Raw genomic sequence first — 24,948 nt, 5'->3', positions numbered from 1 at the left:
ATGTACGAAATGTGACAGTTATATGACAGCATGCGGAAATGAAGCGGGCCCGTTGCGGGCCCACTCTGATGACTGATTACTCTACGGTAACCGATTTTGCCAGGTTACGCGGCTGGTCTACATCGGTGCCTTTAATTAGCGCTACGTGATAGGAAAGCAGCTGTAACGGCACAGTGTAAAAGATCGGTGCAATCACCTCTTCTACGTGTGGCAGTGAGATGATTTTCATGCCCTCGCTGTCGCTGAAACCGGCATCCTGATCGGCAAACACATACAGCAAACCGCCGCGCGCGCGTACCTCTTCAATGTTGGATTTCAGCTTTTCCAGCAGTTCGTTGTTTGGCGCCACCACGATTACCGGCATATCCGCATCAATCAACGCCAGCGGACCATGCTTCAGCTCGCCTGCCGCATAGGCTTCGGCGTGGATATAGGAGATCTCTTTTAGCTTCAGCGCACCTTCCATGGCGATGGGATACTGATCGCCACGCCCAAGGAACAGCGCGTGATGTTTATCCGAGAAACCCTCCGCCAGGCTTTCAATCACTTTATCCTGCGCCAGCATCTGCTCGATACGGCTTGGCAATGCCTGCAGCGCATGCACAATTTCGTGCTCGGTTTCGGCTTTCATGCCGTGCAGACGACCGAGTTTCGCCACCAACATCAGCAACACCGCCAGCTGCGTGGTGAAGGCTTTGGTCGAAGCAACACCAATTTCGGTGCCGGCTTTGGTCATCAGCGCCAAATCTGACTCACGCACCAGCGATGAACCAGCCACGTTACAGATCGCCAGCGAACCGAGATAACCCAGCTCTTTCGACAGACGCAGCGCGGCCAGCGTATCGGCGGTTTCACCCGATTGTGACAGCGTGATCAGCAGGCTATTTTTGCGTACCGCGGATTTGCGATAGCGGAATTCGGAGGCGATCTCCACATCACAAGGCAGGTTGGCCAGCGATTCAAACCAGTAGCGCGACACCATGCCGGAGTTGTATGAGGTGCCGCAGGCAATGATCTGAATGTGTTCGACCTGGCTCAGCAGCTTCTCGGCATCCGCGCCCAGCTCGCTGAGATCGACTTCACCGTGATTAAAACGCCCGGTTAAGGTGTTTTTAATCGCATTTGGCTGCTCGTAAATCTCTTTCTGCATGTAGTGACGATAGATGCCTTTATCACCGGCATCGTACTGTGCGGTCGATTCGATTTCAGCACGCTTAGCGGGCTTGCCTTCACGATCGATGATAGTGATTTCGCGGCGGGTGATCTCCGCGATATCGCCCTCTTCCAGATAAACGAAGCGGCGCGTCACCGGCAGTAAGGCCAGTTGATCGGAAGCGATAAAGTTTTCACCCACGCCACGGCCAATCACCAGCGGGCTACCGGAACGCGCCGCCACCAGCAGCGATGGATCGCGGCTGTCCATTATCACCATGCCATAAGCGCCACGCAGTTGCGGGATCACGCGCAATACCACTTCACGCAACGTGCCGCCCTGCTTCTGCTCCCAATGCACCAGATGCGCCACCACTTCAGTGTCGGTTTCTGAGGCAAAGTGATAGCCGCGCTCAAGCAACTGGGCGCGCAGCGGCTCATGGTTCTCAATGATGCCGTTGTGCACGATGATGATGTGCTCAGAAACATGCGGATGCGCATTGGCCTCTGACGGCTCACCGTGGGTCGCCCAGCGCGTGTGCGCGATGCCGGTGCCACCAATCAGCGGCTGTTGTTCTGCCGCTTCCGCCAGATTTTGCACTTTGCCCAGACGACGCAGGCGCGTCATGTGCCCCTGTCGATCAACCACTGCCAGACCGGCAGAGTCATAACCGCGATACTCAAGACGACGCAAACCTTCCAGCAGAATTTCTGCGATGTCACGCTGCGCTACTGCACCAACAATTCCACACATAGTAATTTCCTGACTTCATGGCTTTTGGCCATTGCGTTGTCATACGACCTGATTTCCGGCGTTGCCGGTTCCCCGAGCCTTGTAGAGAAGGGGATATAGTTATGGCACTGCTAATGGGCCGATCATTGTCGGCCCTTAAAATTTATTTTTTCTTTACCGGGCGCTGCCAGCCAGACTTCTGATTCTGCTCTTTACGGTTATAGACAAGGTCAGCGGCTGTCACATCTTTCATTATGGTGGTGCCGGCGGCAATAGTCGCGCCGCTCGCCACGCTGACAGGTGCCACCAGCTGTGTATCTGAACCGATAAACACGTTGTCGCCGATGATGGTTTTGGATTTGTTGGCGCCATCGTAATTGCAGGTAATGGTGCCGGCGCCAATATTCACGCCCGCGCCAATTTCCGCATCGCCAAGGTAGGAGAGATGACCGGCTTTGGAGCCTTTACCCAGCGTGGCTTTCTTCATTTCAACGAAGTTGCCGACGTGGGCTGCTTCAGCCAACTCGCTGCCCGGACGCAGACGCGCGAAAGGTCCAACCGTACAGGCAGCGGCTAAGGTGGCATCTTCGAGTACCGAATAGGGGCTGATTTCACAGTCGTCCGCAATCACGCTGTTTTTGATGATGCAGCCTGCGCCAATTTTGACGCGGTTGCCAAGCGTGACCTCGCCTTCGATGATCACGTTGGTATCGATCTCAACATCACGTCCATGCTGCAGCGAGCCGCGCAGATCGAAACGTGCCGGATCGCGCAGCATCACACCCGCCAGCAGCAGCCTTTCTGCCTGCTCGCTTTGATATACGCGCTCAAGTGTTGCCAGCTGCAGGCGATTATTTACCCCATCGGTTTCACTGATACGCGCCGGGTGTACCGCATTGATCACCCGGCCTTCACGATGCGCCATGGCGATGATATCGGTGATATAGAATTCGCCCTGCGCATTGTTGTTGTTGAGCTGCGCCAGCCAGCGCTTGAGATCGCCGCCGTTGGCAATCAGGATGCCAGTGTTGATTTCCTGGATTTTTAGCTGTTCTGCCGATGCATCTTTCTGCTCGATAATGCCAGTCACCGTGCCGTTTTCACGCACGATGCGGCCGTAACCGGTGGGGTTATCCAAAACCACGGTGAGTAAACCAATGCCACCAGCCGGTTTAGCGTCACGCAGACGTTGCAAGCTGGCTTGCGAGATCAGTGGCACATCGCCGTACAACATCAGGATATCTTCGTCATCAGCAAAGAAAGGGGCCGCCTGCTGCATCGCATGGCCGGTGCCGAGCTGTTCTGCCTGCAACACCCAATTAAGTGCGTTATCCGCCAATGTTGATTGCAGTAAATCACCGCCATGGCCATAAACCAGATGGATCTGCTGTGCGCCCAAACCTGTTGCGGCATCAATCACGTGCTGGACCATCGGTTTTCCTGCAAGGGTGTGCAGAACTTTAGGCAGGTCGGAATACATTCGGGTGCCTTTGCCAGCGGCCAGGATCACCACACTCATCGCGTTCGTAGACATAACTATCCTGATTCTCTTCAACTTTCGAAAGTGTAAGGTTTAACCCTGAGATTACTACATTTTTCTCAGGTCGAAATTAGCGGGTGTCATCGCGCTGCAGCAAACGCCAGGCAAAAAAAATGCCAGCCCAAAGGGCTGGCATTTCGTGACGCATAAAGCCTGATTACATCGCTTTTTTGGTCAGCTCGATAACACGCAGTTTCGCGATGGCTTTCGCCAGCTCCGCAGAAGCCTGAGCATAGTCCACGTCGCCGTGGCTGCTGTTCATGTGCTCTTCCGCTTTACGTTTCGCTTCCTGCGCGCGCGCTTCGTCAAGGTCTTCACCGCGAATCGCGGTGTCAGCCAGAACGGTGGTGCTGCCAGGTTGTACTTCCAGCACGCCGCCAGAGAGGTAGATATACTCCTCTTCGCCGTGCTGTTTCACGATGTGAATCATACCAGGCTTGATGGCTGTCAGCAGCGGGGCGTGGCCAGGACGAATACCCAGCTCACCTTCGCTACCTGACACCTGGATGCGCTGAACCAGACCGGAGAACATTTGTTGCTCCGCGCTGACCACGTCCAGATGATAAGTCATAGCCATACCATTCCTCCTGGGAAACCGAAATTACAGTTTCTTCGCTTTTTCTACGGCTTCTTCGATAGCGCCGACCATGTAGAACGCCTGCTCTGGCAGGTGGTCGAATTCGCCTTCCATGATGCCTTTGAAGCCACGGATGGTGTCTTTCAGGGTAACGTATTTACCTGGAGAACCGGTGAAGACTTCAGCAACGAAGAACGGCTGAGACAGGAAGCGCTGAATCTTACGCGCACGTGCCACCAACAGTTTGTCTTCTTCAGACAGCTCGTCCATACCGAGGATGGCGATGATGTCTTTCAGTTCCTGGTAACGCTGCAGCAGAGACTGCACGCCACGCGCAACGTCATAGTGCTCCTGACCCACGATCAGTGGATCCAGCTGACGGCTGGTAGAATCCAGCGGGTCAACGGCTGGGTAGATACCCAGAGAGGCGATCTGACGGCTCAGCGTAACGGTTGAGTCTAAGTGAGCAAAGGTGGTTGCTGGTGACGGGTCAGTCAAGTCATCCGCAGGAACGTAAACGGCCTGTACAGAGGTGATTGAACCGGTCTTGGTGGAGGTAATACGCTCCTGCAACACACCCATCTCTTCTGCCAGCGTCGGCTGATAACCTACCGCAGATGGCATACGACCCAACAGTGCTGATACTTCAGTACCGGCCAGGGTGTAACGATAGATGTTGTCGATGAACAGCAGAACGTCACGGCCTTCATCACGGAATTTTTCCGCCATGGTCAAACCGGTCAGTGCTACGCGCAGACGGTTACCCGGCGGCTCGTTCATCTGGCCATACACCAGCGCTACTTTATCGATAACGTTGGAGTCAGTCATTTCGTGGTAGAAGTCGTTACCCTCACGAGTACGCTCACCCACACCAGCAAAGACCGAATAACCTGAGTGCTCAGCCGCGATGTTACGGATCAGCTCCATCATGTTTACGGTTTTACCTACACCCGCACCACCGAACAGACCGACTTTACCGCCCTTAGCGAACGGACACATCAGGTCGATAACCTTGATGCCGGTTTCCAGCAGTTCCTGCGAGTTAGACTGATCTTCATATGAAGGTGCTGCGCGGTGAATAGAGGAAACCTCTAATGCGCTGCCATCGTCATTCTGCAGGTCGCCTTTCATGTCGATTGGCTCACCCAATACGTTCATGATACGGCCGAGGGTTGCTTTACCAACCGGAACCTGGATAGGTTTTTTCAGGTCGGTAACTTCCAGACCGCGCTTCAGGCCGTCAGAAGTACCCATGGCAATGGTACGAACCACGCCACCACCCAGCTGCTGCTGAACTTCCAGCACCAGACGAGCATCACCATTTTTCACCTCGAGAGCGCTGTATACCTGCGGTACCGCGTCCTGAGGGAATTCGACGTCAACTACGGCGCCGATAATCTGGACAATCTTTCCAGCTGCCATCTTGAATCCTCTACCTAATACGAAAATACCCAGCCGCGCTCGCGCGACAGGATATATGCCTGGTTAAACCGCGGAGGCTCCCGAGACGATCTCGGTAAGTTCCTGGGTGATGCTGGCCTGACGAGCTTTGTTGTAAACCAACTGCAGCTCTTTGATCAGGTTTCCGCCGTTATCGGTTGCAGCTTTCATCGCAACCATACGTGCGGCCTGCTCACTGGCCAGGTTTTCCACCACACCCTGATAAACCTGCGATTCGACATAACGGCGCAGCAGGGTATCCAGCAGCGCTTTCGGATCGGGTTCGTACAGGTAATCCCAGGTCTTCGCCTTCATCTCTTCTTCACCTTCCGCTGGCGGTAACGGCAGCAGTTGGGTAATGGTCGGAGTCTGAGACATGGTGTTATTAAACTTGTTGGCAACGATATACAGCTTGTCGATGCGACCTTCATCATAGGCCTGCAACATCACTTTTACCGGGCCGATCAAATCAGACAGTGCAGGCTTATCGCCCATACCGGTGACTTGTGCCACGATGTTGCCACCTACAGAGCCGAAGAATGAATTGCCTTTAGAACCAATAACGGCCAGATCGCTCTGCACACCTTTATCAGCCCAGCCCTTCATATCTGCCAGCAATTTTTTGAACAGGTTAATGTTCAAACCACCACAAAGCCCGCGGTCAGTCGAAACGACCAGGTAGCCGACGCGCTTAACGTCACGCTCATCCAGGTAAGGGTGCTTGTATTCCAGATTACCCAGAGCAAGGTGACCAATCACTTTGCGCATGGTATCTGCATACGGACGGCTGGCCGCCATGCGTTCCTGCGTTTTACGCATTTTGGAGGCGGCGACCATTTCCATCGCTTTGGTGATCTTCTGCGTATTTTTTACGCTTCCGATCTTACTACGTATTTCTTTTGCGCCGGCCATTAGCTTCTCCTCAAAGCCTTGCGGCCTGCCTTTTCAGACAAGCCGCCAGACATTACCAGGACTGGGTTGCTTTAAACGTTTCGAGGAGGCCTTTCAGCTTCTCTTCGATTTCGTTATTGAAGTTACCCGCTTGGTTGATTTCAGCCATCAGCTCAGCGTGATCGCGATCCGCGAACGCCAGCAGAGCGGCTTCGAAGCTGCCGACTTTCGCCAGGTCAACATCGTTCAGATAGCCGCGCTCAGCAGCAAACAGCACCAGACCCTGCTGCGCGACTGACATCGGCGCATACTGTTTCTGTTTCAGCAGCTCGGTCACTTTCTGACCGTGGCTCAGCTGTTTACGTGTTGCATCGTCCAGATCGGAAGCGAACTGAGAGAACGCAGCCAGTTCACGATACTGTGCCAGCGCGGTACGGATACCACCGGACAGTTTCTTGATGATCTTGGTCTGTGCAGCACCACCAACACGGGATACAGAGATACCCGGGTTAACGGCTGGACGAATACCGGAGTTGAACAGGTTCGATTCCAGGAAGATCTGACCATCGGTAATCGAGATTACGTTGGTCGGAACGAACGCGGAAACGTCACCCGCCTGAGTTTCGATGATTGGCAGTGCGGTCAATGAACCGGTCTGGCCTTTCACTTCACCGTTGGTGAAGCGCTCAACGTAGTCAGCGCTAACGCGTGATGCACGCTCCAGCAGACGAGAGTGGAGATAGAACACGTCGCCAGGGAAAGCTTCACGACCTGGTGGACGGCGCAGCAGCAGAGAAATCTGACGGTAAGCAACAGCCTGCTTAGACAGGTCATCGTATACGATCAGTGCATCTTCACCGCGGTCACGGAAGTACTCACCCATCGCACAACCGGCGTACGGTGACAGGTACTGCAGTGCTGCAGATTCAGAAGCAGAAGCGACAACGACGATGGTGTTAGCCAGCGCGCCGTGCTCTTCCAGTTTGCGAACGACGTTAGAAATGGTTGACGCTTTCTGGCCAATCGCAACATAGACACACTTGATGCCTGAATCACGCTGGTTGATGATGGCGTCGATTGCCATTGCGGTTTTACCGGTCTGACGGTCACCGATGATCAGCTCACGCTGGCCACGGCCGATTGGAATCATCGCATCGACAGATTTGTAACCGGTCTGAACAGGCTGGTCTACTGACTGACGGTCGATAACGCCCGGTGCAATCACTTCAACAGGCGAGAAGCCGTCGTTTTCGATTGCGCCTTTACCGTCGATCGGTGCACCCAGGGTGTTCACCACACGACCCAGCAGGCCGCGGCCAACTGGAACTTCTAAAATACGACCCGTACATTTAACTTTCATGCCTTCCGCGAGGTCAGCATACGGGCCCATCACTACTGCACCAACCGAGTCACGCTCGAGGTTCAGTGCGATAGCGTAACGGTTGCCCGGCAGGGCAATCATCTCACCCTGCATAACATCGGCCAGGCCGTGTACGCGGATGATACCGTCACTTACAGAAACAATAGTACCTTCGTTGTGAGCTTCACTCACGACATTGAACTGAGCAATGCGCTGCTTGATCAGTTCGCTGATTTCGGTGGAATTCAGTTGCATATGCTCCAGTCCCCTTAAGACTGCAAGACGTCTGCCAGACGATCAAGACGGCCGCGTACGCTGCCATCAATGACCAGGTCACCCGCACGGATAACCACACCTGCCATTACAGACTTATCAATTTTGCAATTCAGCTTAACTTTACGTGACAGACGTTTTTCCATCGCGGCGCTGATTTTAGTCAGCTGACTGTCACTCAGCGTGCTGGCAGAAATCACATCAACTTCCGCTGTCGCTTCATGAGCGTCACGCAGTTGAATGTACTGAGCCAGTACCGCTGGAAGCGCTGTCAAACGTCCGTTTTCGGCCATCACCTTAATCAGGTTCTGGGCGTTTTCATCAAGTTGATCGCCACAAACTGCAATGAAAGAAGCAGATAACGCTTCCGGTGCAAGCGCACCGGAAAGAAGATCTGCGATCTGTTCGTTGCGAGCCACTTCTGCGGCAAACGCCAGCATTGATTGCCAGCGATCGATGCTTTGATGCTCAACAGCAAAGTCAAAAGCTGCTTTGGCGTAGGGGCGAGCTACAGTAATAAGATCAGACATCAGCCCCTCCCTCCTTACAGTTCAGCGACCAGTTTATCAACGATGTCGCTGTTAGCAGCTTCATCCACGGAACGTTCGATGATTTTCTCGGCGCCAGCTAATGCCAGCAACGCGACTTGCTTACGCAGCTCTTCACGGGCACGCGAACGCTCGGCATCAATTTCTGCCTGCGCCTGTGCCACGATGCGGTTACGTTCAGTCTCAGCTTCAGTTTTGGCTTCGTCCAGAATCTGGGCACGGCGTTTGTTCGCCTGCTCGATAATGACCTGAGCGTCTTCTTTGGCTTTTTTCAGCTGGTCGGTCGCATTGGCCTGCGCGAGATCTAAATCTTTCTTCGCGCGCTCAGCAGAAGCAAGGCCTTCAGCAATTTCTTTCTGGCGCTTCTCGATGGCAGCCATAATCGGCGGCCATACGTACTTCATGCAGAACGCGACAAACAGAATGAACGCGATGGCCTGGCCGAGGATTGTTGCATTAATGTTCACAGCACAATGCCTCTTATTAAGTTAACTTGCTCTGCCGCTATCAGAGATAAACGGCAGAATCCGTCCCTCATCACACCAGGTGCCATGAGTGAACAAGGCTACCAGGTTTAAGCGACAGCAAACATCACGTAGAGACCCAGACCTACAGCGATCATCGGGATAGCATCCACCAGACCCATTACAACAAAGAACTGCGTACGCAGCAGAGGGATCAGATCCGGTTGACGCGCGGCGCCTTCCAGGAATTTACCTCCGAGGATGCCGATACCGATCGCAGCACCGATTGCCGCCAGGCCCATCATCACAGCGGCAGCCATGTACAGCAGATCCATATTCAGGTTTTCCATGACAGTCTCCAGTTTGTTTCAGTTAAAAGCTTAAGTGTTGAGATAAAAATCAATGTTCTTCAGATGCCATCGACAGATAGACGATCGTGAGGACCATGAAAATGAAAGCCTGCAGCGAAATGATCAGGATGTGGAAAATGGCCCAAGGCACATTCAACAACCACTGCGACCACCACGGCAGCAAGCCGGCAATCAGGATAAAGATCAGCTCACCCGCATACATGTTACCGAACAGTCGCAGACCCAGTGAAACAGGCTTGGACAGCAGGCTAACACCTTCAAGAATCAGGTTAATGGGGATGAAGATCGGGTGATTAAAAGGCTGCAGCGTCAACTCTTTGGTGAAGCCACCAATGCCTTTCATTTTGATGCTGTAGAACAGAATCAAAATAAATACGCCCAGCGCCATAGACAGCGTGATGTTCACGTCTGCAGACGGCACGACGCGCAGCGCCGGCAGGCCTAAATAGTGCTCGCCGATAAACGGCAGCAAATCGATAGGCAGCAGATCCATGAAGTTCATCAGGAAGACCCAGACGAAAATCGTCAGAGCCAGCGGGGCGATAAGTTTGCTTTTACCGTGGTACATGTCGCGCACGTTGTTATCAACGAAGCCGACAACCAGTTCGATAGCCGCTTGTAATTTCCCTGGAACACCGCTGGTAGCGCTTTTGGCCACTTTGCGGAACAACACCAGGAAAATAAGTCCCAGCACCACAGAGAAAAACATGGAATCGATATTTAATACCCAGAACGTCGCAGGAGCGTCGTGCGGATTCACCAACTCGAAAGTACGCAGGTCCAACTGAAGATTATTCAGATGGTGACCTATGTATTCTTGCGGAGTAGAGATTTCTCCAGCAGCCATGATGCCTCTTACCCTTTGTTGTTAATTACAGCCGGAGCGACGATCTGCACCACCAGCACCGATAACCACGTGATTGCGAGTGGCCAGAAGACCGCTCGAAACACACCCAACGCCACCGCGAGAAAAATGACCGTTGTAAACACCTTGAACACTTCCCCGAGGGCGAAGCTCCAGGCAACACGGCCTTTCGCAGGCGTTTGATCCTGCAGGCGCCAGGCTAAAAACATAAACAACACGTTCGGCAGCCAGGCTGCCACTCCACCGGCGATGGCGGAGGCGCCCCAGGTGACCTCTTTCAGGGTAAAGAGCGCACCGATGATGACAAAGGTCACCAGCTGAATGATCAGCACGGCCCGGGCTAATTTCACACTGTAAAGAGACACTGACATGACGCTGAACTCTCCTGCCCCGAACGGGGTATGTCGCGTGTCGTATAAGACTGCCTTTACTCATTTGAGTCAAGCAGCAAAAGCCGTGCAAATTATACGGGCGCCACCTGCGATTTCAATCGGTAAGTAGCGAAAAGGTGAACAATTATTTAAATTTCTTTCTGAAGGACTCTTTTTCAAAACATCGACTTCCGACAATGCTTCGCTGAAAGTCTGAAATCGCCCATTCAACTTGCTTTTAAAGCGTGCTTTAGATCACATAATAAACAAGGAATAACTAAGAAAATTTGTTTATGACAAGAATCATTCGATTCAAAAACGGGTTAAAGCACTTACTTATCATTCGGTTAAAATTATTACTTACGTGCTGAATCAGGATTTTCGATAAAAACACTCTATTGACATCATGTGCTGCAATAAAAACGTAAAATTGATATTACGCACGCCAATTTATTGCAGAGTTATATTTTCAACAGTGATTATTCGGCCAGGTAAATACACGCAATAAAGTGATCTAAGTGATAATGAAATGTGAACTAATCGTTAAATGTAACAGAGCTTTTCGGATAATTTCCGGCGAGGATGTTAACTCCCTCACCCTGCCCTGCTAAATAAAAGCCTTTATCTTAAAGTGTTCAATCGCTGCTTTTTCATTCAGCACATTCGCTAAGACAAACGGCATGAACGGGCTTATATCCATACCGTTTTAAAGGCTATTGCCGGGAAATCACCACCAGATGACGTTCACCATCTAATTCGGGTACCCGTAACGGCTGAATTTTTTCTACCATAAAGCCAGCAGGCAACGCGGAAATCTCATCATCCGGACGCACACCTTTTAAGGCATAAAAGCGGCCTTCGCGGCCCGGCAAATGATGACACCAGTTCAACATGTCTTCCAGCGAAGCAAATGCACGGCTTATAACGCCGTCAAACGGTGGTTCAGATGGGAACTCTTCAACGCGGCTCTGCACCGGCGTGACGTTAGTAAGTCCTAACTCATGCTGTACCTGGCGCAGAAAACGCACGCGTTTGCCGAGGCTATCCAGCAAGGTGAAATGCGACTGAGGACGCACGATGGCCAGCGGAATACCCGGCAGACCCGGCCCTGTGCCAACATCAATAAAGCGTTCGCCCTGCAGATGCGGCTCAACCACCACGCTATCGAGAATATGACGCACCAGCATCTGCTGTGGATCGCGCACCGAAGTCAGGTTGTAGGCTTTATTCCACTTATGCAGCAATTCAACATAGCCTACCAACTGTTGTTTTTGTTGATCGGTAAGGGAAATGTTTGCCGCTTTCAGCAGCGAGGAGAGTTTGTTGATCACAACGAGAATTCCATTAACGTGGGCGAGTTGCCTCGCCCCAAAGTCTATCAGGCGCTTTTACGCAGCAGGCCCTGTTTCTTCAGGTAAATCAGCAGAATTGAAATTGCTGCCGGTGTGATACCCGAAATACGTGAAGCCTGGCCGATGGAGGTGGGTTTGTGATCGTTAAGTTTAGCGATCACTTCATTCGACAGGCCATTCACCTGACGATAATCGAGCTCCACAGGCAACAAGGTATTTTCATTGCGCTGCTGGCGATCAATCTCTTCTTGCTGGCGCGCGATGTAACCTTCGTACTTCACCTGAATCTCCACCTGCTCAGCGGCTTGCTCATCAAGCAGTGCCGGACCGTAGCTGGCGAGCGACGTCAGCAGTGGGTAAGTCATCTCTGGACGACGCAGCAGATCTTCGCCGCTGGCTTCTTTAGTCAGCGGGGCGCTGATCACGGCGTTGACTTCAGCCACGTTTTCCGATTTCGGATGCACCCACAGATCGCGCAGGCGTTGACGCTCTTGCTCAATCGCTTCCAGTTTCTGGTTGTAGCGCGCCCAGCGATCATCATCAACCAGGCCGAGTTCACGACCCACTTCAGTCAGACGCAGATCGGCGTTATCTTCACGCAGCATCAAGCGGTATTCCGCGCGCGATGTGAACATGCGGTATGGCTCTTTGGTACCTAAGGTACAGAGATCGTCAACCAACACACCGAGGTAGGCCTGATCGCGACGTGGCGCCCAGCCCTCTTTGTCTGCAGAGGAACGTGCTGCATTCAGCCCTGCCAGCAAACCTTGTGCCGCCGCTTCTTCGTAGCCGGTGGTGCCGTTGATCTGACCGGCAAAGAACAGGCCGTGGATAAATTTGCTTTCCAGCGTCGGCTTCAGATCGCGAGGATCGAAGAAATCATACTCAATGGCATAACCCGGACGGATGATCTTCGCGTTTTCCAATCCTTTCATGGAACGCACGATCTGCATCTGTACGTCAAACGGCAGGCTGGTGGATATGCCATTCGGGTAGATCTCGTTGCTGGTAAGGCCTTCCGGCTCCAGGAAGATCTGGTGCGCGTTACGATCGGCAAAGCGCATAACTTTGTCTTCAATCGACGGGCAGTAACGTGGACCAATCCCTTCGATGATCCCGGCGTACATCGGGCTACGATCGAGGTTGTTGCGGATCACGTCATGCGTCTGCTCGTTGGTGTAGGTGATCCAGCACGGCACCTGTTGCGGATGCTGTGAAGCCTTACCCATGAACGAGAACACCGGCATCGGGTTATCACCGTGCTGCGGAGTCAGTACTGAAAAATCAATCGAGCGAGCATCGATACGTGGTGGCGTACCGGTTTTCAAGCGATTTACACGCAACGGCAGTGCACGCAGACGCTTCGCCAATGGAATTGATGGCGGATCGCCCGCTCGACCACCGCTGTAGTTATCCAGGCCAATATGGATTTTGCCATCAAGGAACGTCCCGACGGTCAGTACCACGGTTTTGGCGCGGAATTTCAAGCCCATCTGCGTCACAGCACCGACGACGCGATCGTTTTCCACAATCAGATCGTCAACTGCCTGCTGGAAAATCATCAGGTTGGGCTGGTTCTCCAGCGCAGTGCGTACCGCCTGGCGATACAGCACGCGGTCAGCCTGAGCACGAGTAGCGCGAACGGCTGGGCCCTTGCTGGCGTTTAGTATCCTAAACTGGATGCCAGCCTGGTCAATTGCCGTGGCCATCAAACCGCCTAAGGCATCCACTTCCTTCACCAGATGTCCTTTCCCGATGCCACCGATCGCCGGGTTACAGGACATTTGTCCAAGCGTATCAATGTTATGGGTGAGTAACAGGGTTTGCTGACCCATTCGGGCGGCGGCCATCGCGGCCTCTGTGCCCGCATGACCACCACCGATTACGATGACGTCAAAAGGATCTGGATAAAACATGAAGTGGTCCTCGTTAGTGTTCGGACAGGGATTGTTGCCCTGGGCGGTGGATTCTACTGAAATTATGTCGGCGGCGAAAGTCGCGGGATCCTGAGGTTTTAAATAAAGGATCTTTAGATCTTTTATATGATCTCTCTGTTAGATCTACTATTAGGATCGCACCAGGCTGTTGATAACCCCGAAAAGCAAAGATTAAACAAGTGATTAGAGAGGATCGTTTGCTGTGAATGATCGGTGATCCTGATCCGTATAAGCTGGGATCAAAATGGCGACTTATGCACAGGCTAAAAATGAATCAATGGTTGTTCTTTGTATAACTACTGGTTATACGCATGAAACAGGCCATGTTATCCACAAGTGATCGCACGATAAACGCGAAAAAACAGCGTAATAAACTGGGGATCGTCTCTTTTTCCCGATCCCCAGCCGGCTAAGATCGTTTTAAATCTGTGTTTTCCATGTGGCGACCCACACTTCAGCCGCGTCTTCCGGGATCTCATGCTCTAAAACGTCGATCTCAAGGCGATCGCCAATGCGTTTGGCACCCAACTGGTTCAACTGCTCTTCTAGCAGCTTAATCGCGCCGCAGAAAAGATCGTATTCATGGTTGCCGATGCCCACAGCGCCATAACGTAGGCCGGAAAGGTCAGGTTGCGTCTCCTGCAATGCTTCATATAAAGGAAGCAAGTTGTCAGGCAGTTCGCCAGCGCCGTGCGTAGAGGTAACGATCAGCCAGATACCCTGCTGTGGCAGCTCGTCCAGCTCAGGGCCATGCAGCACCTCGGTTGAGAAGCCCGCTTCCTGCAGTTTTTCTTCCAGATGTTCAGCAACATATTCGGCGCTGCCAAGGGTACTTCCACTGATTAACGTAATATCGGCCATGATGCTCTCCCGCACTAAAGGCGAGCATTGTACGCTGTGATCAAGCGGTGATCCACCTGTGGAAAACAGGGTTAATAGTAGAAAGCATCAGGCGGCAAGTCGCGCTAGACGCGCGATCTGCCCGGGATAAGGTTGTGCACAGAATAGGGAGGGATTACGGCTTGATGGTGCGCATGATCGGGTTTTGCAGTGAGATCAGGGTTTCGGTGGACTGAATTTCATCAATAGTCTGGATCTTGTTGATCAACACTTGTTGCAAGGCATCGATCGATCGGCACATCACTTTGATAAAGATGCTGTAATGACCGGTGGTATACCAAGCTTCTACTACTTCATCTAGCGCTTCCAGTTTGCTGAGTGCCGCAGGATAGTCACGCGCGCTTTTCAGGATAATACCGATAAAACAGCACACATCGAAGCCGAGTTGACGGGGATCGATCTCCACGCGCGTGCCTAAAATAATGCCCGCCTGACGCATCTTCTCCACGCGAACATGAATGGTGCCCGGGCTCACATTGAACTGTTTGGCGAGCTCGGCGTAGGCGGTGCGCGCATTTTGCAGCAGCGCATTCAGAATGCCGCGGTCCAGGTTATCCAGCTGAAGGTGTTCCGCCATTGTCCATCCTCGTTGAGTTCTTCTTCTATGAATAAAGGAGAATGTGCAGCAAATTAGCGGTGCAGGCAAGGTGCAGACAACGGATATCCCGTTGTCTGCATGCTTTTTAGCGCTTACGCCAGAAGGTCACTTGTGCCTGAGTATGCTGAAACTTGCGTGCCGTCTCGCGTATGACGAACGGCACATCCTGCGGCGGTGCCACTTCTTCAAACGCGCCACGCAGTTCGCGCTGCAGTGCCTGATAGGTGGTTAACGCTTCGCCATTTTCGCGAATACCGCCCAGCCAGTTCTCCTTCGGGGTGAAATCTTCCAGCCAGGTATAGGGCGATGACAGCACCAGCAGACCGCCGGAACGGATCATCGGCGTTATATCCTGCAGGAAACGCTTTGGCTGACGCAAACGGTCAATCAGGTTGGAAGCCAGTACCAGATCGTAACGTTCCGGCTGCGGCTTCAGGTTACAGGCATCGCCCTGAATAAATTGAATGCGCTGCGCCTGCTCGGCCTCAAGGCCAAACTCTTTCAGTCGCACCTGGCGATACTCCACCAGCTCGCCTTCTTCAGGTACCACATAGCGGAAATCTTCACCGGAGGTCAGCTGCAGCGCCACATCAATAAAGCGCGCCGAGTAATCCATGCCGGTGACCGCATCGAAATAGCGCGCCAGTTCAAAACTGGCGCGTCCGGTGGCACAGCCGATATCCAGCGCTTCACCGCGCGCACTGCAGTGCGGCAGCAATTTTTCCACCAGCGCAGCAGCGTAATTGGGTACATCGTAGTAGTTCGGTCCGTACTGGAAATCGAGATACTGCGACACCATGCTGTCCGTTTCATAGGGATTGAGCGCCATGGTTTCTTCATGAGATGAGACCACATAGCGGAAACCGGCATGCTGGAAGAAGTGACGGCGGAAAGCGTAGCGTGCGGATTTGAGTGCTTCATTGCCGGTGGAAATCCAGCTGCCGCCTTTGATCAGCGCATGTTTGCCATCAAAGGTCGGCGTGGAGAAATCGTCATACAGCGGGTGCACTTTAAAGCCTTCGAAACCGTTGGTCGGCGTGGTGGTCCACTGCCAGACATTACCGACGATGTCGTAAAACTCCCCCTGCGCAAAATGGTCAACCGGGCTGGATGAAGCCCAATATGCCAGATTGATATTGCCTGGCGCTTCCGTCCAATCCGGCTGATCGCCGCTTACCTGCTCACGCAGCTGCGCCCACTCAGCTTCGCACGGCAACTGAACGGATTTACCTGTCTCTTCAGCCAGCCAGCGGCAGAACGCGGCGGCTTCCAGCTGGTTCACTTCCGCAGGCCAATCCCACGGCATCGCGACTTCTTCAGCCAGCAAACGCAGTTTAAGCTGATCGGGCAGTTTTTCATTACCAACCCAAAACGTCGGCATCTGCGCGCCGGAAAATTCGCGCCAGCCCCAACCTTCATCATCCCACCAGCGCGGGTCGTTATAACCACCCGCCGCGATAAAGCGATAAAACTCGGCATTGCTCACCAGCATTTTGCTGGCCTTGAACGGCTTCAGTTCCGTCTGCTGGCTGCCATATTCGTTATCCCAACCGTAAGTGTCGTCAGTTTTACCCTGCTGCACACGGCCACCGGGCATAGCGATTAGCGAATTGGCTGGCACAGATTGACGATCGTGACGCGCCTGCGGGCAAACTGGCCAATGCGGCTGCGCTTTTACCCATTCAATTGGCAACTGGCGCATCAGCACGCTGGAGGTTTCCAGATGAATACGTTCGTGCTCGATCCCCATCAAAACCACCCACGCCGGGCTTTGCCAATCGATGGGCAGCTCCAGCGGCATGGTGCGAATGAACTCGCTGACCAGGCTTTTTACTTTGCCGCGATAGTCGCGTACTTCATTGATGGTCGGCCAGTCGTAATGGCTATCATTGAGATCGTCCCAGCTCATCTCATCCACGCCGATCGCCATCATCGCTTCAATACGATCGTCAACGCGTTGGTCGAGATAGCGGCCGGCCATGAGTTTATTGATGTAGAAGGTGGCGGTATGGCCAAAGTAGAAGATCAGCGGATGGCGCAGCGAAATGGCTTTGTTAAACCAGGCGCGCTCGTCGGCGAGGCAATCAAACAGGCTTTCATACAATTCCCAGGTTTGGGTGAAGTACGTCAGCAGTTCGGCTCTTTTTTGTTCGCTATTTTGGCCGGAGAGTCGCAGTGTGCGGGTCGGTGCGGGAAGTTGGGCGGTGGTCACAAGGTGCTCCATTTGCTTAGTGTGCGAACTTATCACTATAGCAAATTAGCATTTCTGCCAGATGACTTAGCGCTGCCAGCGGCGCAACAGGCGACTTTTCAACCCGGTATCGAAGCGCCAGATGTGATCAAAGATGCGAAGAATGCCAGGCTTACCGTGCAGCGACATGGCTACCGCATGGAAGCGCTGTTGATATTGGCGCTGACGCTGCTTAATGGTGTTGACGATATCGTCGGGTAAACGCTGGGCTATAAAATCTGACACGATCACCGCATCCGCTTCCTGCCACGCGCTGCCTTCCATCCGTTTCACGACTGCCGCAAGACAGGCCGCCAGATCGGTGCCACCGCGAAAACGCTGGCTGAGGAAACGTATCGCCTGCTCAATACCGTTATCAGAAGTGAGTTCATAGCCGATGACTTCATGGGCGAACAGCATGATGTAGCAGCGGCGCCTATCCGCCAGTGCCACTTTCAACAGCGCCAGGCAAAAGGCTTTGGCGCAGCGTTCGTTGAAACCGCCCATCGAACCGGAGGTATCCACGCAGACGATAAACGGGCCGCGCGGCTGTTCTTCGTGCTGCTGGTGGCTGACCGGACTCATGGTGACTTTTTCATGCCACGCATCGCCCTGCAAACGGTAGGTCAGCAAGCGTTTTTCCACTAAGCGCCGATAAAACTCCAGCTCTAACTCGCTGATGCTCAGTGCCGCCAGCTCAGGTGGCAACAGCCGCAGCACATCATCGCTCTGATGAATGCCGCTGACCTCTTCCGGCACGTTATCCGGTTCACGCACCAGTTGGTGAAACGCCTCCAGCGGCGCATCCTGCGAAGGTACCGATTTGGCTTCGCGACTGCGCCCCAGCTGCTGTGCCAGCTTCATCAGCTCCGGCTGCTGAGCAAGGAAGTCGCCGTACTGCACAATCAGTTCGTAATCGCCGTGCTGCAGCGGCGCTTTGCTCAAATCCCACAGGCGTCCGGCGGCGGCTTCATCATCACCGGTGAGAATGGGTGCCAGTTGACCGCTGATCGCCATGCGCTGCTGCAACTCGGCCATTAAACGTTCGCGTTGTTCTTCCAGGATGGTTTCATTCAGCGTCAGCGTTTGCAGCGTCAGACTGAGGCGCCAGCGTTGCAGAAACAACGTGTGTTGTGCGTTGCTGAGCTCGGCGCTTTCGGCGTTGAGCAGCAGTTTGCTGGCTTCTTCGATGAACGGCGACGGCAGGCTTTTCAGCTGCGTCATGATGTGAGGTAACTGTTGGGTAAAATGGTGTGAGCTGAGCAGCTGCATCTGTTGAAACAGCTGAAACTCCTGCGCCAGCGCTTCTGGCACCGGTGTGACTTTGATCTGCTCAGCGATCTCTGAGCGCCAGCGCGGTAGATCGCGCATCATGGCTTGCTTCAAACGCGGGAATTTCTCAAAGAACAGTGCCAGTTGCGGCGAAGCGAGCAGCGCTAAAATCAGCTCTTCGATTAACTCGGTTTCGCCAATCGATAACAGCGTGCTCAGCGTCTCCAGTGAGATCATTTTCGCGCCTGTTTCAGCTGTTCCGCGACATCCTGCAGGCTGGTTTCAATGCGGGCTAGCCAATCGTCACTGATAAACAGGCAGCGCTGATGCTGGCTAAACAGCGTGCGCTGCGCACGCAGCTGTGTCTCGAGCGCTTCGTATTCATCCACGATCTCCTGCGGCATCTCGCTGCTGCTGCTGGCGCCCGGCAGCGTCAGTCGCGTGGATTGCAGGCTGACATCGCGCAGCGTCAGACAGTGATGTGTATCCACCAGCAGATCGAGCGTCTGACCAAAGCCAATACCGTTCAGCTTGCCGCGGATCTCGCCGCCTTTCAGCAGCCACTGCTCCAGCGCTTCGCGACCAATCAGGATATGCGTCACCTGCATATCGTGCAGCATTAGCGGCTGTTGCAGCATCAATGTCAGTTGCTCATCAGTAATGGCTGCGGGTAATTCATAATGCGGTTTGCGGCTGAACATGCCGCTGTGTTTCTCTAGCGTCAGCGCTTGCGCCACGCTTTGCTGCTGTTGCAGCGCAATGCGACGGCTTTTGATCTGTTGCAGCTTGTGTAGCAGCGCCTGCTGCTGCCACGCATGTTGCGACATTAGCGTATCGATTTCGCGATCCAGCAGCTTCATCGAAGCCACGTCATGCCACAGGCAATCTTTCAGCAGAATTAAGTCGATAGGGGCGATGGTCACGCGGCCGCTATAGAACGCGCTGGCCTGCAACAGATGAATGGCTTTCTTCCAGCGGCGATCGGAGATGTACGGCGCATCCGGCAGCGTTTCTAACTGCTGACGCAGCTGATAAATCAGTTCGAACACGTGGTCGGGCAGGCTGACCTGACTGATGCCTTTCTGCCACTGCTCATACTCTTCATCGCTGATGCGCAACGCTTCTGCGACTGGGTTGTCGTTTTCGTCCTGCTGGTGGGTGAGCATGCTGCGGAAATTCTGCTTTTCATGCACGTTATCCAGCCACAGACGAATCAACATGCGATCGTACAGCGCTTCCAGTCCGCTATCGGCTTCCGGCAGTTCGTTGGAGGCGGTAACCAGCAGACGCATCGGGATTTTTTCTTCACTGTCGCCGTTACGGAAGCGGCGTTCGTTGATGGCGGTGAGCAAGGTATTCAGAATCGCCGGGCCGGCTTTCCAGATTTCGTCGAGAAAAACAATTTCGGCATCCGGCAGGTAGCCTTTGGTGAGACGTTGATAACGCCCTTCATCTTTCAGCGCCTGAATCGACAGCGGGCCAAACACCTCTTCGGGGGTGGAAAAACGGGTCATCAGGTATTCAAAAGCGCGGGCGTGTTGGAAGGCGTATTTCAGGCGGCGGGCAATCAGGCTCTTAGCGATGCCGGGCGGCCCGAGCAAAAACACGCTTTCGCCGCTCAGCGCAGCCAGCAGACAGAGGCGGATCGCGTGATGGCGTTCATACAGCCCTTTTTCCAGCGCGTTGCTCAGGCGAGAAATTCTTTCTGCCAAAAGATGGGGTTGAGCCATAATCACATCATTATCCTTTTGATCCTGGTGCCGTCATAGTCTGGCGAGCGCAATACTCTACTGATTATCATGCGCGATTGCGTTGATAGCCGTCAGCTTTTTTGTTTCAGAAGGTTGATGCGAGATAACTCGCCGCTTCCAACGCTTTTTTTACCCGATTTTCGGCGAAAAACCGCGTCACCGACGCGATGGTGACACTTTGTAAGAGTAGGTTTTTTTGGGAATATGTGCATACTGTGCGCTTTTTGATGGCTTGAGCGGTGGGCAAGTGCCTCATCGGCTCCAACAAAAGACAACTTATGAGCTCGGATAAGAAACAGTCCCTTGGGGCAGTCACACTGGCGGCCATTGGCGTGGTGTATGGCGATATCGGCACCAGCCCGCTCTATACATTGCGTGAATGTCTCTCTGGTCAGTTTGGTTTTGGCGTTGAGCGTGAAGCGGTTTTTGGCTTCCTGTCGCTGATCTTCTGGCTGCTGATTCTGGTGGTGTCGCTTAAATACATCAGCTACGTGATGCGCGCCGATAACGCGGGTGAAGGCGGGATTTTGACGCTGATGTCGCTGGCTGGCCGTCATACCGGCGCCAGAGCCACCGCGATACTGGTGATCATGGGCCTGATTGGCGGCAGCTTCTTCTATGGCGAAGTGGTGATTACCCCAGCAGTCTCGGTGCTTTCGGCGATTGAGGGGCTGGAAATTGCGGCCCCAAGTCTGGATGCCTATATCGTGCCATTAGCGATCGCCGTTTTGACCCTGCTGTTTGTTATCCAGAAGCACGGTACTGGCATTGTCGGAAAACTGTTCGCACCGGTGATGCTGCTGTGGTTTCTGGTTCTGGCGGTATTGGGCGCGCGCAGTATCATCAGTAATCCCGACGTGCTGCACGCGATGAATCCATACTGGGCGCTGCACTTCTTTATCGAATACAAAACGGTCTCTTTCTTCGCGCTGGGCGCGGTGGTGCTGGCGATTACAGGCGTAGAAGCGCTGTATGCTGACATGGGCCACTTCGGCAAATTTCCGATTCGACTTGCCTGGTTCATCGTGGTGCTGCCATCGCTGGTGCTCAACTACTTCGGTCAGGGTGCGCTGCTGCTCAAACATCCGGAAGCGATTAAAAATCCGTTCTTCCTGCTCGCGCCGGACTGGATGCTGATCCCGATGTTAATTCTGGCGACCTTAGCCACGGTGATCGCCTCGCAGGCGGTGATTTCCGGTGTGTTCTCGTTAACGCGTCAGGCCGTGCGCCTTGGCTATTTGCCGCCGATGCGTATTGTGCACACCTCTGAGGAAGAGTCAGGGCAGATTTACATCCCGGTGATCAACTGGCTGCTCTACTTCTCGGTGGTGATTGTGATTGTCGGCTTCGAGCACTCCAGCAATCTGGCCGCGGCTTACGGCATTGCGGTAACGGGCACCATGGTGCTGACCGCGATTCTTTGCTCTACGGTGGCGATTCAAAACTGGCACTGGAACCGCTATCTGGTGGTGCTGATTCTGATCGCCATGTTGTGTATCGATGTGTCGCTGTTCTCCGCCAACCTGATCAAAGTATTCTCTGGCGGTTGGCTGCCGCTAACGCTGGCACTGATGATGTTCATCATTATGACCACCTGGAAAAGCGAGCGTTTCCGCCTGCTGCGTCGTATGCATGAGCACGGTAACTCTCTGGAAGCGATGATTGCTTCGCTGGAGAAATCGCCGCCGGTGCGCGTGCCGGGTACCGCGGTATATATGTCGCGTGCGCTTAACGTGATTCCGTTTGCCATGTTGCATAACCTTAAACACAACAAAGTGTTGCATGAGCGCGTGGTGCTACTGACGCTGCGTACTGAAGATGCACCTTACGTGCACAACGTACGTCGTGTGACGATTGAGCAGCTGTCGCCGACGTTCTGGCGCGTGGTTGCGAGCTACGGCTGGCGTGAAACGCCGAACGTTGAGGAGATTTTCCACCGCTGCGGCCTTGAAGGGCTGAATTGCCGCATGATGGAGACGTCATTCTTCATGTCGCATGAATCGCTGATTATCGGCGATCGTCCGTGGTATCTGCGCCTGCGTGGCAAGTTGTTCCTGGCGCTGCAACGCAATGCGCTGCGCGCGCCGGATCAGTTTGAAATCCCACCCAATCGCGTGATCGAACTGGGAACCCAGGTCGAGATTTAACGCTGTGCGCGTCACCAGCTTAAAGTGACGCGCAATCCTCCGCTGGCGCGCTGGCTGAACTGCAATCGAATGCCGTGCAGTTGGGCAATATTCTTCACGATGGAAAGCCCCAATCCGCTCCCGGTTTGTGCCTGCCCTGGCGGTCGCCAAAAGCGTTCTCCCAGCCTTGCCAGTTGCTCTTCGCTGACGCCAGGTCCGTTATCATCAACGGTAATGGCGCGAGCATTGAGCTGCACATCGATAGTACTTCCCGCCGGTGAATAGCGCAGCGCGTTATCCAGCAGGTTGCGCACCATCAAACCCAACAGCAGCGGATGACCGTTCATCACCGGTTCAGCATGGCTGGTAAATGCTAAATCGGTATGCTGCTGTTCCGCCTGTGGGAAATGTTCCGCCAATAGATTTTGCAGCAGCGGCGCCAGCGCGACCGGTTGAAATTCGCTGCGCAGATCGTCTGCTTCCACGCGTGAAAGTGTCAGCAGCTGATCCACCAGCCGGGTGGCGCGCACAATACCGCTATCCAACTGCTGAATGGCGCGTTTGCGCATCGCTTCATCATCATCGGCCAGCTGAATCACTTCGCTCTGTACGCGCAGTGCCGCCAGCGGACTACGCAGTTCATGGGCGGCATCGGAGGTGAAGCGACGTTCGCGCTGCACCAGATGTGCCATACGACTAAACAATCCGTTGAGCGCCACCACCAGCGGTTTCACCTCTTTAGGCAAGCGCGCTTCCGGCAATGGCGTGGCGTCATCCGGCGCACGTTGATGCAGTGAAACCGTCAGACGTTTCAACGGACGCAGTTCGAACCACACCAGCGCCAGCAAAAACAGCAGCATAAAGGGCATGGCAATCAGCCAGGGCAACAAGCTACTGAGCGCCAGATCGCGCGTCATATCCTCGCGATACTCCCACTCCTGACCAACCACCACGCGATAACGTTTATCGGCAGAGGTGAGCCACACTAAGCGCCAGCTGTCCTTATCACCGCGCAGGCGGCCATCGACAAAGCCATCGCGCTGATGATCAAACTGCAGATCGCGACCGTTTTCACCATCGTTTAAGAGCGGTTGTCCCTCGGCGCTGAAAATGGCAAACGCCAGGGCATCATCATCCTGATCGCCACGATGATGGCGTAATATCGCTTTGGTTTTGGGCAGCGTAACGTCCTGCAGCGAGGTGGGATCGAGCGCTATCAGGCGTTTAGCAAATAGCATCTGCTGGGTATCAAACAGCTCATTCACCGTATCGCGGGTTTGATGCCATGCGCTGAGGCCGGCAAGTCCGCCGCATAACAGAATCAGCAGCACAAAGCCGATGGCGAGGCGCAGAAACAGACTCATTCCGCCGCTCCCAGCGTATAGCCCACACCATGCACGGTGCGAATAAACTGGCTACCGAGTTTTTTACGCAGATGATGAATGTGCACTTCCACCGCATTGCTGGAGACATCCTCATTCCAGCTATACAGTTTTTCTTCCAGCTGACTGCGCGTCAGCACGCGGCCAGGGTTGCGCAGAAACAGCTCCAGCAGCGCCAGTTCACGGCTCTTCAGGCTGACGGCTTCGCCATCGCACATTACGCTGTGGCTGCCGGGCGCCATCACCACCTTGCCGTGTTTGAGTTCGGGCTGTAGTTGCCCGTGACGACGACGGATCAGCGCCTGCAAGCGCGCCGCCACTTCTGTCAGCGCAAACGGCTTGCACAGGTAATCATCGGCGCCGAGCTGCAATCCCTGCACACGCTGATCGAGCGCATCACGCGCGGTAAGGATCAGAACTGGCACATCGTGTCCTTGCTGGCGCCATTGGCGCAGGATATCCAGACCGTCGCGCTCGGGCAGCGACAGATCCAGCACCACCGCATCCCAGGGGGCCGCTGTTAACGCTTGAAACCCGCTTTCGCCGGAGACAAACCAGTCCACGCTGAAGCCGAGTTTGGTGAGCCCGACTTTTAATCCGTCACCAATCAGCGTGTCATCTTCAATCAGTAAAATGCGCATTACGTCTCCTTCTGTTAAACGGAGTTATACGAAGCACAATCACTCTTGTACAGCGAAAATCGCGGCAAATAGACTATTTTTCATGAATGTACGCGCAATGCGTTTTCTTAAGATCCTGTTAAGAACCTTGTGGTGAAATAGCTCCCGTAATCCGACACATTGATGAAAAAGAGG

21 protein-coding genes are annotated in these 24,948 nt (G+C 53.8%); 1 reads left to right on the top strand and 20 read right to left on the bottom strand.

Annotation, left to right across the window (positions count from 1 at the left end):
- Positions 1-76: 76 nt before the first annotated feature.
- The 18 genes from glmS to ravA all read right to left on the bottom strand — a co-directional run bounded on the left by glmS (position 77) and on the right by ravA (position 20,604).
- Positions 77-1,906 (bottom strand): glutamine--fructose-6-phosphate transaminase (isomerizing), encoded by a 1,830-nt coding sequence (gene glmS / locus WH298_RS09640; RefSeq protein WP_007893588.1) that lies wholly within the window; start codon positions 1,904-1,906, stop codon positions 77-79.
- Positions 1,907-2,048: 142 nt separating this feature from the next.
- Positions 2,049-3,419 (bottom strand): bifunctional UDP-N-acetylglucosamine diphosphorylase/glucosamine-1-phosphate N-acetyltransferase GlmU, encoded by a 1,371-nt coding sequence (gene glmU / locus WH298_RS09635; protein ID WP_007893589.1) that lies wholly within the window; start codon positions 3,417-3,419, stop codon positions 2,049-2,051.
- A 163-nt stretch (positions 3,420-3,582) separates the two neighbouring features.
- A complete protein-coding gene (locus tag WH298_RS09630) occupies positions 3,583-4,002 on the bottom strand; it encodes a F0F1 ATP synthase subunit epsilon (RefSeq protein WP_007893591.1) in 420 nt (139 codons plus the stop codon).
- A 24-nt stretch (positions 4,003-4,026) separates the two neighbouring features.
- Positions 4,027-5,424: a F0F1 ATP synthase subunit beta gene (atpD, locus tag WH298_RS09625; RefSeq protein ID WP_007893594.1), complete on the bottom strand. Its 1,398-nt coding sequence runs from the start codon at positions 5,422-5,424 to the stop codon at positions 4,027-4,029.
- A gap of 63 nt (positions 5,425-5,487) precedes the next feature.
- Positions 5,488-6,354 (bottom strand): F0F1 ATP synthase subunit gamma, encoded by an 867-nt coding sequence (atpG, locus tag WH298_RS09620; protein WP_007893596.1) that lies wholly within the window; start codon positions 6,352-6,354, stop codon positions 5,488-5,490.
- Positions 6,355-6,406: 52 nt separating this feature from the next.
- Positions 6,407-7,948 carry a F0F1 ATP synthase subunit alpha gene (gene atpA / locus WH298_RS09615; protein ID WP_007893598.1) on the bottom strand — a complete coding sequence of 514 codons (1,542 nt, stop codon included), beginning with the start codon at positions 7,946-7,948 and terminating at the stop codon, positions 6,407-6,409.
- 14 nt (positions 7,949-7,962) lie between these two features.
- Positions 7,963-8,496: a F0F1 ATP synthase subunit delta gene (atpH, locus tag WH298_RS09610; RefSeq protein WP_007893600.1), complete on the bottom strand. Its 534-nt coding sequence runs from the start codon at positions 8,494-8,496 to the stop codon at positions 7,963-7,965.
- Between the two features lie 14 nt (positions 8,497-8,510).
- A complete protein-coding gene (gene atpF / locus WH298_RS09605; protein WP_007893603.1) occupies positions 8,511-8,981 on the bottom strand; it encodes a F0F1 ATP synthase subunit B in 471 nt (156 codons plus the stop codon).
- A gap of 107 nt (positions 8,982-9,088) precedes the next feature.
- On the bottom strand, positions 9,089-9,328 hold the full coding sequence (gene atpE / locus WH298_RS09600; RefSeq protein ID WP_003849523.1) for a F0F1 ATP synthase subunit C: 240 nt from the start codon (positions 9,326-9,328) through the stop codon (positions 9,089-9,091).
- A gap of 49 nt (positions 9,329-9,377) precedes the next feature.
- Entirely contained in the window at positions 9,378-10,196 is an 819-nt protein-coding gene (atpB, locus tag WH298_RS09595; RefSeq protein ID WP_007893608.1) for a F0F1 ATP synthase subunit A, read from the bottom strand.
- Between the two features lie 8 nt (positions 10,197-10,204).
- Positions 10,205-10,585: a F0F1 ATP synthase subunit I gene (atpI, locus tag WH298_RS09590; protein ID WP_180822738.1), complete on the bottom strand. Its 381-nt coding sequence runs from the start codon at positions 10,583-10,585 to the stop codon at positions 10,205-10,207.
- Between the two features lie 713 nt (positions 10,586-11,298).
- Positions 11,299-11,916 (bottom strand): 16S rRNA (guanine(527)-N(7))-methyltransferase RsmG, encoded by a 618-nt coding sequence (gene rsmG, locus WH298_RS09585; RefSeq protein WP_180822737.1) that lies wholly within the window; start codon positions 11,914-11,916, stop codon positions 11,299-11,301.
- 47 nt (positions 11,917-11,963) lie between these two features.
- Entirely contained in the window at positions 11,964-13,853 is a 1,890-nt protein-coding gene (gene mnmG, locus WH298_RS09580; protein WP_180822736.1) for a tRNA uridine-5-carboxymethylaminomethyl(34) synthesis enzyme MnmG, read from the bottom strand.
- Positions 13,854-14,294: 441 nt separating this feature from the next.
- Positions 14,295-14,735 (bottom strand): FMN-binding protein MioC, encoded by a 441-nt coding sequence (mioC, locus tag WH298_RS09575; protein ID WP_007893612.1) that lies wholly within the window; start codon positions 14,733-14,735, stop codon positions 14,295-14,297.
- A 154-nt stretch (positions 14,736-14,889) separates the two neighbouring features.
- A complete protein-coding gene (gene asnC, locus WH298_RS09570) occupies positions 14,890-15,351 on the bottom strand; it encodes a transcriptional regulator AsnC (protein ID WP_007893613.1) in 462 nt (153 codons plus the stop codon).
- Positions 15,352-15,457: 106 nt separating this feature from the next.
- On the bottom strand, positions 15,458-17,596 hold the full coding sequence (ovoA, locus tag WH298_RS09565; RefSeq protein WP_180822735.1) for a 5-histidylcysteine sulfoxide synthase: 2,139 nt from the start codon (positions 17,594-17,596) through the stop codon (positions 15,458-15,460).
- A gap of 54 nt (positions 17,597-17,650) precedes the next feature.
- Positions 17,651-19,111 (bottom strand): ATPase RavA stimulator ViaA, encoded by a 1,461-nt coding sequence (gene viaA / locus WH298_RS09560; RefSeq protein WP_180822734.1) that lies wholly within the window; start codon positions 19,109-19,111, stop codon positions 17,651-17,653.
- Positions 19,108-20,604: an ATPase RavA gene (ravA, locus tag WH298_RS09555; RefSeq protein ID WP_180822733.1), complete on the bottom strand. Its 1,497-nt coding sequence runs from the start codon at positions 20,602-20,604 to the stop codon at positions 19,108-19,110. The genes viaA and ravA overlap by 4 nt, the downstream gene beginning before the upstream one ends.
- Positions 20,605-20,903: 299 nt before the next feature.
- Here ravA and kup point away from each other — a divergent pair, with 299 nt between their 5' ends.
- Entirely contained in the window at positions 20,904-22,772 is a 1,869-nt protein-coding gene (gene kup / locus WH298_RS09550) for a low affinity potassium transporter Kup (RefSeq protein WP_049852414.1), read from the top strand.
- Positions 22,773-22,783: 11 nt separating this feature from the next.
- Here the strand turns inward: kup and qseC are convergent, their stop codons facing one another.
- Both qseC and qseB read right to left on the bottom strand, forming a co-directional pair.
- Entirely contained in the window at positions 22,784-24,115 is a 1,332-nt protein-coding gene (qseC, locus tag WH298_RS09545) for a quorum sensing histidine kinase QseC (RefSeq protein WP_007893627.1), read from the bottom strand.
- The gene (gene qseB / locus WH298_RS09540) at positions 24,112-24,774 is read right to left on the bottom strand and encodes a quorum sensing response regulator transcription factor QseB (RefSeq protein WP_007893629.1); all 663 of its coding nucleotides are present in this window, start codon (positions 24,772-24,774) and stop codon (positions 24,112-24,114) included. The genes qseC and qseB overlap by 4 nt, the downstream gene beginning before the upstream one ends.
- Between the last annotated feature and the right edge of the window lie 174 nt (positions 24,775-24,948).

This window comes from Pantoea nemavictus (genome assembly GCF_037479095.1).
Lineage (GTDB): Bacteria > Pseudomonadota > Gammaproteobacteria > Enterobacterales > Enterobacteriaceae > Pantoea > Pantoea nemavictus.
Note: the sequence above shows the minus strand (reverse complement) of the source record. Positions and strands in the feature narration are given on the sequence as shown.